Origin of the sequence: Streptomyces sp. TRM68416, assembly GCF_014596915.1 — a bacterium.
GTDB lineage: Bacteria > Actinomycetota > Actinomycetes > Streptomycetales > Streptomycetaceae > Streptomyces.
Genome location: NZ_JACVWU010000003.1, coordinates 267,551 through 282,586, shown reverse-complemented (window position 1 = coordinate 282,586; position 15,036 = coordinate 267,551). Strand labels below are relative to the sequence as shown.

The following is a 15,036-nucleotide window of genomic DNA, read 5'->3' as shown; positions in this document are numbered from 1 at the left end:
GACCCGGCAAGGAGCCACCCGTTGGGCTGTACATGGACACGCTGTCAATGTCGCGTCAGGAGCAGGTATGGTTCCCCGCGGTGTGCCGGGAAGCCTGGTCGGCGGCTTCGGAAGAAGTCACTTCAGTCGTGGAGTCGGGGGGTCCCGTTCATGGTGCTCATCTTGGTGTTCGGCGCGGCCCTGCTGGTCGCGGTGCTGCTGTCGGGTCTCGCGGCCCGGACCGTGCTGTCGACGTCGTTCCTCTTCCTGGTCGGCGGCGCCCTGGTCAGTGACGGGTTCCTGGGGTGGATCCACATCACGCCGGACAGCCAGATGGTCTCGGTCACGGCGGACCTGGCGCTCTTCGCGGTGCTGTTCACCGACGGCATGCACGTCTCCTTCCCCAAGTTGCGGGAGAACTGGAAGAACCCGGCGCGCGCCCTCGGGCTCGGCATGCCGCTCGCCTTCATCGGCATGGCGTTGATCACACACTTCCTGGTGGGCCTGGACTGGACGACCTCCTTCCTGGTCGGCGCGGTTCTCGCGCCCACCGACCCGGTGTTCGCCTCCGCGATCGTCGGCCGCAAGGAGGTCCCGGCGAAGCTGCGCCAGTTGCTGAACGTGGAGAGCGGCATCAATGACGGGCTGGCCCTGCCGGTCGTGCTCATCTTCATCGCCATGGCTGGCCCGACCGCCGGCCATGTCGAGGCAGGCTTCGGGACGATCGCGCTGGAGCTGTTCCTCGGACTGGTCTTCGGCGTCGTCATCCCGTTCGTGGTGATCGAGCTGGTCCGGTTCCGGCTGCTGGGTGCCGAGCCCAAACTGCAGCCGCTGCTGCCGCTGGCGATCGGCGTGATCCTGTACGCGCTGTGCCACCTCACGCACGCCAACCCCTACCTCGCCGCGTTCTCCGCGGGCGCGGTGATCACGGCCCGCTCGCTGGAGGCGAAGGAGTCCTTCGAGCCGCTCGGCGAGTCGCTGGCGGAGCTGTCGAAGTTCGCGGCCCTGCTGGTGTTCGGCGCGCTGCTGACCCCGTCGCTCTTCGGTGACCTGTCCTTGGGCGGGTATGTCGCGGTGGTCCTGGCGATCGTGCTGATCCGGCCGGCCTCGCTGCTGCTGTCGCTGATCGGCACCCGGTTCACCAAGCAGGAGAAGCTGGTCGCCGCCTGGTTCGGCCCGAAGGGCTTCGCCTCCGTGGTGTACGGGCTGCTGGTGCTCCAGGCGGGGATCCCGCAGGGGCAGGAGGCGTTCACGCTCATCGCCGTGTGCATCGCCTTCTCGATCGTCGCGCACAGCTCCACCGACGTGCCGATCGCCCGCCTCTTCCACGTCGAGGACATCGCCGGGGTGGACGAGGCCCCGGGGGCCGAGAAGGACGACCGGAAGACTCCGCGCCTCACCGCGTGACGCGCGGACCGCAAGTCGAGCGGGGCGCCCCCCACGCCGCCCCGCTCCCGCACCAACCCGTCGGAGTAACGTGAACGGCTGGCAGAGCTGGGCGGCGATCGTCGTCTTCGTGGCCACGTACGGCCTGATCATCAGCGAGAAGATCCACCGGGTGGGCGCCGCGCTCGGCGGCGCCGCCCTGATGCTGGCCATCGGCGCCACCGACGACGAGTCGGCGTTCTTCTCCGAGCACAGCGGGGTCGACTGGAACGTCATCTTCCTGCTGCTGGGCATGATGATGATCGTCGGCGTGCTGAAGAAGACCGGCATGTTCGAGTACCTGGCGATCTGGGCGGTGAAGCGGGCGCGGGCCAGGCCCTTCCGGGTGATGGTGATGCTCGTCGTCATCACCGCCCTGGCCTCCGCGCTGCTGGACAACGTCACCACGGTCCTGCTGATCGCGCCGGTGACCCTGCTGGTGTGCGAGCGGCTCGCGCTGCCCGCCGCGCCGTTCCTCATCGCCGAGGTGATGGCCTCCAACATCGGCGGCATGGCGACCCTGGTCGGCGACCCGCCCAACATCATCATCGCCAGCCGGGCGGACCTGAACTTCAACGACTTCCTGATCCACCTCGCCCCGCTCACGCTCGCCCTGGTCGTGGTGCTGATCGCGCTGTGCCGCCTGCTGTTCCGCAAGTCCTTCGCCTACGATCCCGATCGCGCCCAGGAGGTCATGGAGCTGCAGGAGCGCGAGGCCATCAAGAACCCGCGGCTGCTCGTCCAGGGTCTGGTGGTGCTCGGCCTGGTCGTCGCCGGCTTCGTGCTGCACCCGGTGCTGCACTACGAGCCCAGTGTCGTCGCGCTGCTGGGCGCGGGCCTGCTGATCGCGGTCTCCTCGGTGGAGACCGGCGAGGTGCTCGGCGAGGTCGAGTGGCCCACGCTCGCCTTCTTCGCCGGACTGTTCATCATGATCGGCGGTCTGATCGAGACGGGCGTCATCGGCGAGATCTCCAAGACCCTCGCCAACGCCATCGGCGACAACGAACTCGGCGGCTCCCTGGTGCTGCTGACCGCCTCGGCCGCCCTGTCGGGCATCGTCGACAACATCCCGTACGTGGCCACCATGGCGCCGATCACCTCCGACCTGGTGTCGAGCATGGGCGGCTCGGGCAGCCACGTGATGTGGTGGGCGCTGGCCATCGGCGCGGACCTCGGCGGCAACGCCACCGCGATCGGCGCCAGCGCCAACGTGGTGGTCCTCGGCATCGCCGAACGCAACCGACAGCCCATCTCCTTCTGGCAGTTCACCAAGTACGGTCTTGTCGTCACCGCGGTCACCGTCGGACTGTCCGTCCTGTACGTGTGGCTGCGCTACTTCGCCCTCGCCTGACCGGGAGGTCACGGAACACATGGTCGTACTGCCGCAGCCGGCACGCGGGGCGCCGCGTCCGGGGCACATGATCGTCTGCGGTGACGACGCGCTGGCCGAGCGACTGGCGGCCGAACTGGCGAGCGTCTACCGGGAGCGGGTGACGCTGGTCGTACCGCCCGGCCCGCGGACCGAGTCCGCCGCCCGGGCGGGCGCCGCCGCGCTGCTCAGCCGGGTACAGGCCGTCATGAACCGCTCGGACGGCGGACTCGGCCGGCAGGCGCCACGGGTGCTCCAGGCGCCCGAGCTCGACGCGGCGGCACTGACCGAGGCGGGCGTACGGGAGGCGGCCGCGCTCGCGCTGGTCTTCGACGACGACGAGGCCAACATCCACGCCGCGCTGGCCGCCCGCCGCCTCAACCCGCGGCTGCGGCTGGTGATCCGGCTGTACAACCGCAAGCTCGGCCAGCACCTGGAGGAGCTGCTCGACCAGGCCGCCGCGCTCGCCGTGCCCGGCCTGGACCCCGAGGCGCTGGACACCTCCACCACCGTCCTGTCCGACGCGGACACCGCGGCGCCCGCCCTCGCGGCCACCGCCGTCGCCGGCACCAGCAAGGTCGTCCAGGCCGACGGGTTGCTGCTGCGCGCCGTGGAACGCACTCCGCCGTCGCCGGGGCGGGTCGCCGACCCCGGTCTGTGCACACTCGCCCTGCTGTCGTCGACCGCCAACGACCCCGCGGGCGCGGAGGGTTCGGACGCCAGCGGGCGGGAGGGGCCGACGCTGCTGCCGGACGACGAGACGGTGGCGGCGGCGACCGGACGCGGCACGGTGGTGCTGGAGACGGTCGCGCACAGCGGTGCGGCTTCGGTGCCGGGGCGGCTCGCGGGCCGCGGGCTCCCGCTCGCCCAGCTCTTCTCGCGCCGGCTGCGCTGGTCGCTGGCCGGCCTGCTGGTCAGCGTGCTGGCACTGGCCGTCGCGACCTGGCTGACCAGCGAGCAGAAGCATCCGCTGCACGCCGGTTACCTGACGCTGCTCGATCTCTTCGCGATCAACGACCCGGCGCTGGACGAACCCACCTCGCGCCAGGTGCTCCAACTCCTGTCGGGACTGGCCGGACTGCTGTTCCTGCCGGTCCTGCTGGCCGCCGCCCTGGAGGCCTACGGCACCTTCCGCACCGCGTCGGCGCTGCGCCGCCCGCCCCGGGGCCTGTCCGGTCACGTCGTGCTGCTGGGCCTCGGCAAGGTCGGCACCCGGGTGCTGTCCCGGCTGACGGAACTCGGCATACCGGTGGTGTGCGTCGAGGAGGACCCGGAGGCGCGCGGCATCCCGGTCGCCCGTCGGCAGCGGGTGCCGGTCGTCATCGGGGACGTCACCGAGCGGGGTGTCCTGGAGGCCGCCAAGGTCCACCGTGCGCACTCGCTGCTGGCGCTGACCAGCAGCGACACCACGAACCTGGAGGCGGCCCTGTCCGCCCGCTCGATCAAGCCGGACCTGCGGGCCGCGCTGCGCCTGTACGACGACGAGTTCGCCACGGCCGTCTACCGCACCCTGCGGGCCGCCCACCCGCGCGCCCTCACCCGCAGCCGCAGCGTCTCCAGTCTCGCGGCCCCCGCCTTCGCCGGCGCCATGATGGGCCGCCGGATCCTCGGGGCCATTCCGGTGGAACGCCGGGTCCTGCTCTTCGCCGCGCTGGAGGTCGCCGGGCACCCGCAACTGGCGGGCCGCACGGTCGGGGAATCGTTCCGGGCGGGCGCCTGGCGCGTGGTCGCCCTGGACACCTCCTCCCCCGACGAACGCCTCCCCGACCTCGCCGCACCCCCACGGCCCGGCTCCGCCGACCGCTCCACCGGCCTGGTCTGGGACCTGCACCCCGGCTACGTCCTGCGCCCCGAGGACCGAGTAGTCCTCGCCGCAACCCGCCAGGGCCTGGCAGAACTCCTACGCCGAGACCCCCACCCGACCCCCCGCAGAACGGACGCGTAACGACGGGGGCCGGCGTCCGGGGGCGGGGGGCGGTCTTCGGGGTCGGGTGATCTTCAGGACCGTGCCGCCGTGCAGGGGGCGTACGGCTTCAGGGCCGGGGCGCCGGCGCCGTACAGGGCTGGACGACCCGTCGGCCGGGGGTCAGGTCGGTTTCCAGCCGTTGGTCGTGTCTATGCGCTCCCATTCCAGGGCCCACTGTTCCAGTTGCCGGTGTTGCAGCCAGAGCCGTAGCAGCCAGGCCGTGCCGAGGACCGTTCCGCCCGTGCAGAGGGCCGCGAGGATGCCGCCCGAGACGGCATGCAGCTGGGTCTCGGCGGTGGTGAGGGGCTCGGCCGTGATCTGGCCGCGGCCGTCGGTCCATACCGTGATCTCGGTTCCGGCCTCGGTCTTGGGCGGTACCCGCGCGTCGTCGGTGTGCGTCGCGCCGTCCGGTCCGGTCCAGCTCACCTTGGCCCACACCCGGTAGTCGGAGGCCGCCCGGGCCGGTGCCCGGTCCCCCGTGTCCTCCATGAGGACGGCCGTCACCTGCCGGCTCCGCTCCCGCTGCTCATCAGCGGCACGCTCCACCGCGCCCACCGCGTACAGGCCCGCGATCAGACCACCGACCAGGGCGAACGCCCATCCGGCGAGCACGACCCAGGCCTCGACGAGGTCACTGCGCCGCCTCAGCGGGCTGCGCCGCCACCGCCACAGCCGTATGCGCGTGCACTGTGCCGCAGCCATCGGCAACACCCCCTAGCGAGCACCGACAGCACACTTCCAGTGTGCCCCCGGAATGGGGCCCTACGTATGTTTCACGTCAATGTCCTGGCCCCCGCCCACGGGGTGTACGACGCTGATCCCAGGTACTTCCCAGCAGATGAGGAGCCCGCCGTGCGCGCTCGTGACCTGGCGGTCGCATACGAAACGGTGAGTGTCGACAGTGACGCCCTGGAGGCGGCCCGGCTGATGGCCGAGCAGAGGCTGCCCGGCCTGCTGGTACTCGACGAGCACGGGCAGCCGAGGGCGATCCTGCCCGCTTCCGAGATGGTCAAGCTGCTGGTCCCCTCCTATGTGATCGAGGCCCCGACGCTCGCCTCCGTGGTCGACGAGAGGCACGCCGACCGGCTGTGCCAGGCGCTGGCGGGCCGCCGCGTCGGGGACTGCCTGTCCGGTGGTGCCGAGCCGCCGCCCATCGCCGACCCGGACGACACCGCGCTGGAGGTGGCGGCCCTGATGGCCCGGGTCCGCAGCCCGCTCGTCGCGGTCGCGGAGCGGGACGGGGCCGGCATCCGTCTGCTGGGGGTCGTCACGGCCTCGCACCTGCTGCACGAGCTGCTGGGGGCGGCGAGCGGCGGCTGATCCACGGCCGGCCTGCGGCAGCCCAGCCCTCCTCACTGCCCGGGCCGGGCCGCGTGGCGGGCCGCCGGGTTGGCCATCAGATGACGCGGGTCGGCGGCTCGGGTGATCGCCGACTCCACGGCCGCGATCCGGTCGGCGAGCAGGCCGAGGGAGGCCACCGCCCGGGTCAGCGGGTCGTTCTCCGGACCGCCGAGAGTCTGCGTCCGGACGTACGCCGCCTTCAGCTCCGCCCAGCGCACGGCCTGTTCGTCGGTCAGCGTGCCGCGCAGCTCGGCCAGCTTCAGCAGGTTGGCCTCGGCGCCGGTGGTGAGGGTCTGGGCCTCGGCGGAGTAGTGGTCGTCGATCACGGCGGCCAGCTCGCTGTCGTTCATGACCGCCTGGATGCGCTGGGCGATCTTGTTCATGTTGCGGTACGAGCCCTGGAGCTGGAAGGGCGGCTCGGAGCGGGTGGAGTCGGACTGGGCCGCCGAGGCGATGTACGCCGCGTTGACCGCCAGGATCGTCTCGCGGGCCGTGAGCAGATGGCGCAGCACGGCGAGGATCCGCTCCAGCTCGGCCGGGGCGTACGGGTGGGCCAGCCGGTCGGCGCGGGCCGTGGTGTCGCCCTCGGCCAGCCGGACCAGCAGGTCGAGGTCGGCGCGCTCACGCCCGGCGAGGGGGGCGAGAACCGGGTTGGCGGTGAGCGCGTTCTCCACGAAGCTCATCGCGAAGGCGTCCTCCTTGCCGGTCAGCACGTCGCCGAGGTTCCACACGTCGGCCCGGTTGGCGAGCATGTCGGGTACCCGGAAGCGGCTGCCGGACTCGGTGTAGGGGTTGCCTGCCATGCACACGGCGAACCGCTTGCCGCGCAGGTCGTAGGTGCGCGGCTGCCCGTCGCGCACGCCTTCGATACGCCGGGTGGCGTCGCACAGCGGGATGAACTTCTGCAGCAGTTCGGGTGAGGTGTGCTGGATGTCGTCCAGGTAGAGCAGCGTGTTGTTGCCCGCCTCCAGCGCGAAGTTGATCTTCTCGACCTCCTGGCGGGCGGTCGCGTTCGGGGCCTCGGCCGGGTCGAGGGAGGTCACGGTGTGGCCGAGCGCCGGGCCGTTGACCTTCACCAGGACCAGGCCCAGCCGGTCGGCGACGTACTCCATCAGCGTCGTCTTGCCGTAGCCCGGCGGGGAGATGAGCAGCAGCAGCCCGCCGGTGTCGGTGCGCCTCGCGTCGCCGGTCGTGCCGATCTGCTTGGCGAGGCTGTCGCCGATCAGCGGCAGGTACACCTCGTCGATGAGCCTGCCGCGCACGAACGCCGACATCACCCGCGGCCGGTACTCGTCCAGCCGGATCCGCGCCCGCTCGGCCGCCACCAACGCCGTACGCCGACGCTGGTAGTCACGGTGTCCCGGAACCTCGTGCTCCCTGAAGTGCCGGGTGCGGGCGAGGAGTTCGTCGACGCGGACGGTGAGCGCCCGCCCGCTGATCCGCGGGTGCGCACCGAGCAGCCCGTCGACGGTCTCGCTCAGCGGCGCGTCGGACACGTACCGCCCCAACTCCGGGCACAGCTCAGCGGCAACCGCCTCGGCCAGGTCGCCGGGGGCGACATCGATACCGCTCGCGGCCGTGTACGCCGTCAGCCAGGCCTCGACGAGCTGCTTACGGGCGGCGAGGTCTCCGACTGCGGCGAGATCGTCGTCGTAGTCGGACGTACCCATGGCCCGCCGGAACTTGTCGAGAAGGGTACGGGTGGAGGAGCTGATGACGAACCCGTCGGACCCGGAGGTCAGCTCGTCAAAGAGGTAGGCCGCGACAGCGCCCTTCAGGGGCGCGGGGAACTGCGCGATCAGCCCCCACTGGGCCGCAGCCTCCGCCAACTCCCCTTGCAGATCCGCAATCGCAGGAGCCAGCCCAAACGTGTCCCGGGCCCGAGCCATGGATACGGCCCGACGCCTCCACCCCTCCCGCTCCTGCGCACCCATCCCGTGCACCCAGAACATCTGCGCGGCGGCACGAGCGCCTGGCTCGTGCCGAAGCAGCCCCGCACCTTCATACAACCGCACCAGCGCCCCGAGGATCAGCACCGCGTCATGGTCGTGAACCCCTCGCTCGTACCCCTCGTCGTACGCGGCCTCCGCGGCCTGCCGCACCAACTCACCCAGATCCGCCTCCGCCAGCGCAGCGACCCCGTGCTCCTCCAGCAGCCGCGCGGCGAGATGCTCGGCGCGGTACACCTCCGGCGACTCCGAGGCCAGCGGACGGTCCCAGTACTGCCGCGTCGCGGCGAAGTCGGCGTCCGCGACCGGCGCGCGGTAGTCCGTGCCGGTGAGCGCGAAGGCAAGACCCTCCCCCTGCGGAACCAGCGTCAGGTCCAACGGCTCGGTGTTGACGGCGAAGCGGTGCGTGCCCAGTCGGATCGTGCGGCCGTCGTCGGCGTAGAGGTCGTTGCGGTCGCGCAGGCCGCGCAGCGCCTCCTGGCGGGCGGACTTCAGCCGGCCGTCGAGTTCCTCCGCCCGTACCTGGTCGCCGAGTTCGCGGAGCTCGTCGGCCACCCGGCGGACCTTGGCGGGCATCGGGTCGGAGGTGAAGTACGTGGTGACGGCGTCCGCGTCGGCGAGCGTGGCGGCGCGCCGGGTGACCGTCTGCAGGACGCGCGCCGCCGAGTCCGCGAGGCGCTCGGCGCGGCGGGAGCGGGCGTCGGCGAGGGTCTGCTTGCGGGCGGAGAACGCCTCGTGGACCTCGTCGCGCTTGTCGGCGAGTTCGCCGAGGAAGTCGTCGAACTCGGCGAACTCCGAGAACTGCGCCTCCAGGTTCTCCACCTGTACGAGCATGCGGGCGAGTTGCTCGTCGCAGGACTCGGGGCTGTCGGCGGCGGCGAGCGCGCCGGTGACGGACTGGCCGAGCAGGGCGAACTCGGCGGCGAACTCGGCGCGTCCTTCGCGGTCGAGGAGTTCGCGGCGGCGGCCGTCGAGGGTGGCGCGGGCGCGGTTGGCGCCGCCGAGGACTTCGGCGATGCGCTCCAGGATGGAGGTGCGTACGGTCGCGTCGCCGATGTCGAGTCCGGCGACGACCTCGGTGACCGTGCGCAGTCCGTCCGTGAGTTCGTCGACGCGGGCGGCGAGGGGTGCGGCCTCGGCGACGGTGGCGATCGCCTCGGCGTCGGCGACGAGTTGCTCGATGTCGGCGCGGTGGCCGGCGAAGGCGTCCTCGTGGGCGAGGTGGGCGACGGCACGGCGGCCGAAGGTGTCGAGGTCGTTGCCGACGTCGGCGGCGAGTTCGTCGATGCGGTCGGTGTCCGCGTACCGCATGTCCTTCAGGGTCAGCAAGCGGCCCTGGGCGCGGCGGAGTTCGGTGAGGCCGGTGACCCAGGCGGCGGCGCTGCGGGGGGCCTCGCCGCGCAGGCGGCGGACGATTCCGGCGACCTCGGCGGCGGCCTCGCCGAGCGCATCGGCGGCCTGGCGGGTGAGGGCCTGGACGGTCTCGAACTCGGTGAGCACCTGCTCGGCGGTGGTCCGCACCTGGGTGAGCGGCTCCAGCAGTGCGCCGAGCTCGCTGTCGCCCAGCCAGTGGTAGGAGTCGGCGGCCCGGACGCAGGCGGCGACCAGCGCCTCGTAGACCTCGCCGGTGGGGGTCGTCTCCGCGACCGCGCGGGTGATGGACAGGCAGTCGGAGATGCCGCGGACGAGGTCGGCGTTGCCGACCCGGGCCAGCGGTCCGGTGCCGACGGGGCGGGCGGCGGCGTGCAGGTCGGAGACGTAGGGGGAGTTCCACTGCTGGACGGGGTGGACGCGCTGCGGTTCGTCGCTGTCGGCGCGCAGCACGAGGAGCGAGCCGTCGTCGAAGAGCGCCCAGCCGTGGCAGGACAGCGGGTTGGCGACCTCCTTGCGGATCACGTTGTAGGGCAGCAGCAGGCTGCGGCCCTCCACGCGCGCGTGGAAGGCGTAGAGCACGTCCTCACCGTTGGGCGAGCGCACCTCGCGCTCGAACTCCAGTTCCGCGGTGTCGAGTTCGTACGTCTTGTGGGTGCCGGTGGCCAGGCAGTAGCCGCCGGGGAAGACGATGCCCTGGTCCTCGGGGAGCCGTCGGCAGGCCCGGCCGATGCCGTCGAGGCGGACGACGGTCCTGGTGAGGGTGTTGAAGACCAGGTAGCGGTCGGTGTCCTCCTTGTAGGGGCGGATGCGCAGCAGGATCAGGGCGCCCACGCGCGCGTGGGCGATGTCGGCGTCGGCGAGGGACTGCAGGGGCTCGTCGACGGGCTCGGCGTAGATGCCCTCGCCGGTCTCGGTGTTGTTCTCGACCTTGACGGTGAGGGTGCCGCCGACGGTCTCGACGAAGACCTCGCCGGCGACGGAGACGTGCGGGTGGCGGCCGAGGACGTGGTCCTCGCGGGTGGCCGGGGTCCACTCGAAGTCGTGGGAGACGGGGAAGACGTGGTCGCGGTCGCCGCGTGCGTCGAGGAAGGTGGCCTGTCCGTCGTCGGTGAGGGCCCAGCGCAGCACGCGGATGTCGCCGGGCTTCTCGCCGGTCTGGAAGACGGCCAGCAACTTGCCGTCGACGCCGCGCAGTTGCAGCAGGTGGGCCTGGCGGTAGTAGCGGTAGAGGGCGGCGAACTCGCGCTGGAACGCCGGGTCGTCGAGCAGGCCGGGGACGGCGTCGTCGGGCAGCCGGTTCAGGTCGCGGTCGTGCAGCGCGAAGACGTCGGCGACGGTGGTCTCGGGCTTCAGACCGAGGAAGACGTTGTGGCCGAAGAGGAGGGTGTCACCGACGGAGACGATGTCGCGGGGCACGCAGTTGTGCTCGGTGCGCAGCCGCTCGGTGCCGGTCAGTTCGAGCCGGGTGGAGCCGAACTCCTCGGCGCGGCGGGTGTTGAGCGACTCCGCGCGGCGGGCGAGATCGGCGGCCTGCGCGGTGAGGCGGTCGCGCAGCACCTCGTAGGTGCCGGTGTCGAGCGCGTCGTGGGTGCCGGTGTCCAGGCCGGTGGTCATGGGGTCCCTCTTCCAGAAGTCGGTCGCTTTCCCGCCGGGGAAAGGACGTGGCCCGGAGCCGCCGTCCCCTGTGCGGCGGCTCCGGACCACGGGTCAATCGGGCCTCGACCCGGGTCGATCGGGTGTCCGGCCCGGGTCGGCCGGATGGGCTCTCAGGCCTTGGCGCTGCCGTTGAGCGCGGCGAGCGGGGTGTCGGCGAGGCCCAGCTCGCCCGCCTTGTCGAGCAGTTGCTTCAGCTGCCCGGCGTCGGTGCCGCCGCCGTTCATCAGCTTCATCAGCAGGGCGGAGACGGTCAGGTTCTGCACGTCGGCCGTGGAGACCGAGCCGAGGACGCGGCTGATGTCGTCGGTGAAGCTCGACGTGCCGTCCAGCCACGGCTTCGCCAGTGCCTGCGCGGTCTCGGAGTGCTGGACGAATCCGTCGACGCCCTTGCCGAGCGCGATGGAGGACATCAGCCGGTCGAAGAAGACCGACTCGCCGCCGACGATGTTGATGTCGGCGTTCTCCAGGCCGGTGGCGAGCACGGTGGCCTGTGCCTCGGCGACCTGCCGCTGCACGTCCAGGCCGGCGAGCCGGATGTCCTTCTCGGCCTCCAGGCGCAGCCGGTACTCCTCGTGGGTCCGGGACGCCTCGTCGAGTGCGGCCATCGCTGCGGCCTTCTCGGTGAGACCGGCGGCCTCGGCCTTCAGCTTCTCGCCGATGGCCTCCGCCTCCGCGCGCGCCTTGGCCTTGGCGCCCTCGGCCTCCGCCAGCATGCGTGCCTGGGTGGCCTCGGCCTCCGCGCGGCCGGCCTTCTCGATGACCTCGGCCTCCTTGTCGCGGACCTGGACGGCGGCCAGGCCCTCGGCGGCGGACTCCGCCTGGATGCCCTCGGCGAGCCGCAGCTTGGCCTGCGCGTCGAGGTCGGCGCTCTTCAACCGGGCCTCGGCGAGGGTGAGTTCCTCGGCGGCGCGGTGCACGGCGGCCTGCTCGGCGGCCTCCGCGGCCTTGATGTCCTTGACCAGGTTCTCCTGCGCCTCGGCCTCGGCGGCGATGACGATCGCCTGCCGCTGCCGCTCCGCCTCCTCCACGGCGCGCAGCTTCTTGATGGACTCCTCCTGCTCGGCGACCGTACGGTCCACGGCGACGCGCTCGCGGATGACCTCGGCGATCTCCCGCTTCTCCGCCTCGACCTCCTTGGAGGCGGAGATCTTCGTCAGCTCGGTCTCCCGCTCCCGGGCGATGACTTCGAGCATCCGGTCCTTCTCGATGCGCTCGTTCTCGATGGCGATGACCCGCTCGCGGTTCTTCGCGGCGACGGCGACCTCGCGCGCCTGGTTCTCGCGCTGCACGCCGAGCTGCTCCTCGGTCTTGAGGAAGGCGCTCTGTGCCCGCAGCCGCTCCTCCTCGACGACCCGCGCGGTCTCGGCCTCCTCCCGGGCCCGTACGGTCTCGATCTCCCGCTTCTGCTTGATCTCGGCGTCGACCTGACGGCGCTCCAGCTCCAGGATGGCCTCGCGGGCGTCGACGTTCTGCCGGGTGATCTCCTTCTCCTCGGTGCGCTGGGCCTCGTTGGTGCGCACGTGCTCGACGGCCGTCAGCTCGGTGATCTTGCGGATGCCCTGGGCGTCGAGGACGTTGGCCGGGTCGAGCTGGGTGAGCGGCGTCTGCTCCAGGTAGTCGATCGCCGCGTCCTCCAGGTGGTAGCCGTTGAGGTCGACGCCGATGACCTCGATGATCCGGTACCGCAGTTCCTCGCGCTTGGTGTACAGGTCGGTGAAGTCCATCTGCTTGCCGACGGTCTTCAGCGCCTCGGAGAACTTCGCGTGGAACAGCTCCTGGAGGGTGTCGCGGTGGCTGGCCCGTGCGGTGCCGACGGCCTGGGCGACCCGGATGACGTCCTGCGCGGTCTTGTTGACCTTGACGAAGAACGAGATGCGGATGTCGGCGCGGATGTTGTCCTTGCAGATGAGGCCCTCGCGGCCGGCCCGGGTGACCTCGATGGTCTTCACCGAGATGTCCATCACCTCGGCCTTGTGCAGCACCGGCAGCACGACCTGTCCGGTGAAGGTCACGTCGACCTTGCGCATCTTGGAGACGATGAGCGCCTTGCCCTGTTCGACCTTGCGGAACAGCCGGGCGACGAAGAGTACGACGAGGGCGACGAGCAGGGCGACGGCGACGAGCGCGCCGAGGCCCAGGGTGATGGGATTCATGGCAGACGTCCTTGGCAGGTGAAGAGGCCGAAGTCGGGTCACGCCCGGCGAGGGGCCGGACCGGCTTCGGAAGACTGTGGGGTGCGGCTCAGGCGGCCGACGAGGTGCGCCCTGCGGGCCCGGGTCGGTCCGGCAGCAGGCGGTGGAGCGGGCCCATGGCCGCGCGGGTCGCGCACCACGCGAGCGGCGGTGCCGCGGCCAGTACGGCGAGGTCGGCCGCCAGGCGGCCCGGGCCGGGGGCGGCGACCGCTTCGAGCAGAGCGGTCGCCGAGAGACTTCCCAGCCAGGCCAGGCCGGTGAAGAGCGACACCGCGACGGCGGCCGGGCCGCTGCCGAGCCCCCAGGACTCGGTATCCAGGTCCTCGTCGAAACTGCCGGGTCCGGCCAGGCCGGCGGCCACCAGCAGCCAGAAGCCGGCGACCACGACGAGGGCGACGGTGAAGACGAAGGTCGGGAAGCCGGTGGCGGCCTCGAAGAACGTCCGCATGTCCGGCCTCCGTTTCTTCCGTTCGTACGTGCGTAATGCCGGAGCACTTCGGTTCCGGTACCGATCACCTGCCGGTGTCCGGCACCGAAACCGATCCCGTGCTCCCCTCGCCCTTATCTTTCCCCTGGGGGCCGCTCACCGCATTGCCGACTTCCGGCAATGTTCGGAACGTAAACAGTGCCGGTGTCCGCTAACAGGGCGTCAGGGCGGCGTAAACGAGCCCCCTTGCCCCGGCCATGGCCGAAATCGCACCCCTCGCAGGTCGATCTCCCCTGCAACTCCCCCGTACACACGACAGGTTCGCCTAGGTTGGTGGCCTGATCACCCACGCCACAACCGCTGGAGGCCCTGCCGTGTCGGACACCCACCCCGAGGTCGCCGCCGCCGCCGAGATACGCGCCCGCATCGACACGACGAAGCCGCACTCGGCCCGCTTCTGGAACTACTTCGTCGGAGGCAAGGACAACTATCCGGTCGACCGGGAGATCGGCGACCACATCAAGGAGATCTTCCCGGGCCTCGTCGACGTGGCGGTCACCAGCCGGCACTTCCTGGGGCGGGCCGTGCGCTATCTGGCGGGCGAGCAGGGGGTACGGCAGTTCCTGGACATCGGCACCGGTCTGCCGACCGCGGACAACACCCATGAGGTGGCCCAGCGCGTGGCCCCGGACGCCCGCATCGTCTACGTCGACAACGACCCGATCGTGCTGGCCCACGCCAACGCCCTGCTCACCAGCACCCCCGAGGGCAGGACCGCCTACCTGGACGCCGACCTCTACGACCCCGAGGCCGTCCTGAAGGCCGCGGAGGGCACGCTCGACCTCTCCCGGCCCGTCGCCCTGATGATTCTCAACACCCTGGGCCACGTGGCGGACCACGGCCGGGCGGTCGCCCTGGTGCAGCGACTGATGGCCGGCCTGCCCTCGGGCAGCCACCTGGTGATCAGCGACAGCACCGCCACCAGCGAGGGCATGATCGCCGCGTCGGAGGCGTACAACGCGAGCGGCGCCGTGCCGTACTACGTGCGCAGCGTCGAGGAGATCGCCGCGTTCTTCGACGGCCTCGACCTGGTCGATCCGGGCGTCGTCCCGGTGACGGACTGGCGCCCGGAGGCCACGGACCCGGCGGTCCCGGCCGTCGACGCCTACGGCGCGGTGGGCCGCAAGCCCTGACCCGCCCCGGGCGGTCCGACCGGCGCCGGAAGAGGCGCGGCCCGGCCCGGCCCGGCCCGTCATCACGACCGGCGGCGGCCCGGCCCTGCCCGTCATCACGACCGGCGGCGGCCGGCCGGCGCGCCGGGGTGACCCGGCCCCGGCCGGCCGCCGCCCGGACACCCG

The 15,036-nt window shown here is 71.7% G+C and carries 9 protein-coding genes; 5 read left to right on the top strand and 4 right to left on the bottom strand.

The window, feature by feature from the left end; genetic code table 11:
* Positions 1 to 150 precede the first annotated feature (150 nt).
* From ICC28_RS06665 to ICC28_RS06655, 3 genes are all read left to right on the top strand, one after another.
* Positions 151 to 1,386, top strand: a complete 1,236-nt coding sequence (locus ICC28_RS06665; protein ID WP_188287471.1) for a cation:proton antiporter — start codon at positions 151 to 153, stop codon at positions 1,384 to 1,386.
* A gap of 70 nt (positions 1,387 to 1,456) precedes the next feature.
* A complete protein-coding gene (locus ICC28_RS06660) occupies positions 1,457 to 2,755 on the top strand; it encodes an SLC13 family permease (RefSeq protein ID WP_188287470.1) in 1,299 nt (432 codons plus the stop codon).
* 19 nt (positions 2,756 to 2,774) lie between these two features.
* Positions 2,775 to 4,718 (top strand): NAD(P)-binding protein, encoded by a 1,944-nt coding sequence (locus ICC28_RS06655; protein WP_223188450.1) that lies wholly within the window; start codon positions 2,775 to 2,777, stop codon positions 4,716 to 4,718.
* Positions 4,719 to 4,859: 141 nt separating this feature from the next.
* Here the strand turns inward: ICC28_RS06655 and ICC28_RS06650 are convergent, their stop codons facing one another.
* Complete coding sequence (locus tag ICC28_RS06650) at positions 4,860 to 5,441, bottom strand: hypothetical protein (protein ID WP_188287469.1); 582 nt, start codon at positions 5,439 to 5,441, stop codon at positions 4,860 to 4,862.
* Between the two features lie 150 nt (positions 5,442 to 5,591).
* Between ICC28_RS06650 and ICC28_RS06645 the strand changes: the two genes are divergently transcribed.
* Positions 5,592 to 6,059, top strand: a complete 468-nt coding sequence (locus ICC28_RS06645; protein WP_188287468.1) for a CBS domain-containing protein — start codon at positions 5,592 to 5,594, stop codon at positions 6,057 to 6,059.
* 32 nt (positions 6,060 to 6,091) lie between these two features.
* Here ICC28_RS06645 and ICC28_RS06640 read toward each other — a convergent pair whose 3' ends face one another.
* From ICC28_RS06640 to ICC28_RS06630, 3 genes are all read right to left on the bottom strand, one after another.
* On the bottom strand, positions 6,092 to 11,017 hold the full coding sequence (locus tag ICC28_RS06640; RefSeq protein WP_188287467.1) for a DNA repair ATPase: 4,926 nt from the start codon (positions 11,015 to 11,017) through the stop codon (positions 6,092 to 6,094).
* A gap of 152 nt (positions 11,018 to 11,169) precedes the next feature.
* A complete protein-coding gene (locus ICC28_RS06635; RefSeq protein ID WP_188287466.1) occupies positions 11,170 to 13,212 on the bottom strand; it encodes an SPFH domain-containing protein in 2,043 nt (680 codons plus the stop codon).
* A gap of 88 nt (positions 13,213 to 13,300) precedes the next feature.
* Positions 13,301 to 13,699 (bottom strand): hypothetical protein, encoded by a 399-nt coding sequence (locus ICC28_RS06630; RefSeq protein WP_188287465.1) that lies wholly within the window; start codon positions 13,697 to 13,699, stop codon positions 13,301 to 13,303.
* A 353-nt stretch (positions 13,700 to 14,052) separates the two neighbouring features.
* On the opposite strand from ICC28_RS06630, the gene ICC28_RS06625 reads away from it, so the two are divergent.
* Positions 14,053 to 14,871, top strand: coding sequence for an SAM-dependent methyltransferase (locus tag ICC28_RS06625; protein WP_188287464.1), 819 nt, complete (start codon positions 14,053 to 14,055; stop codon positions 14,869 to 14,871).
* Positions 14,872 to 15,036: the final 165 nt, after the last annotated feature.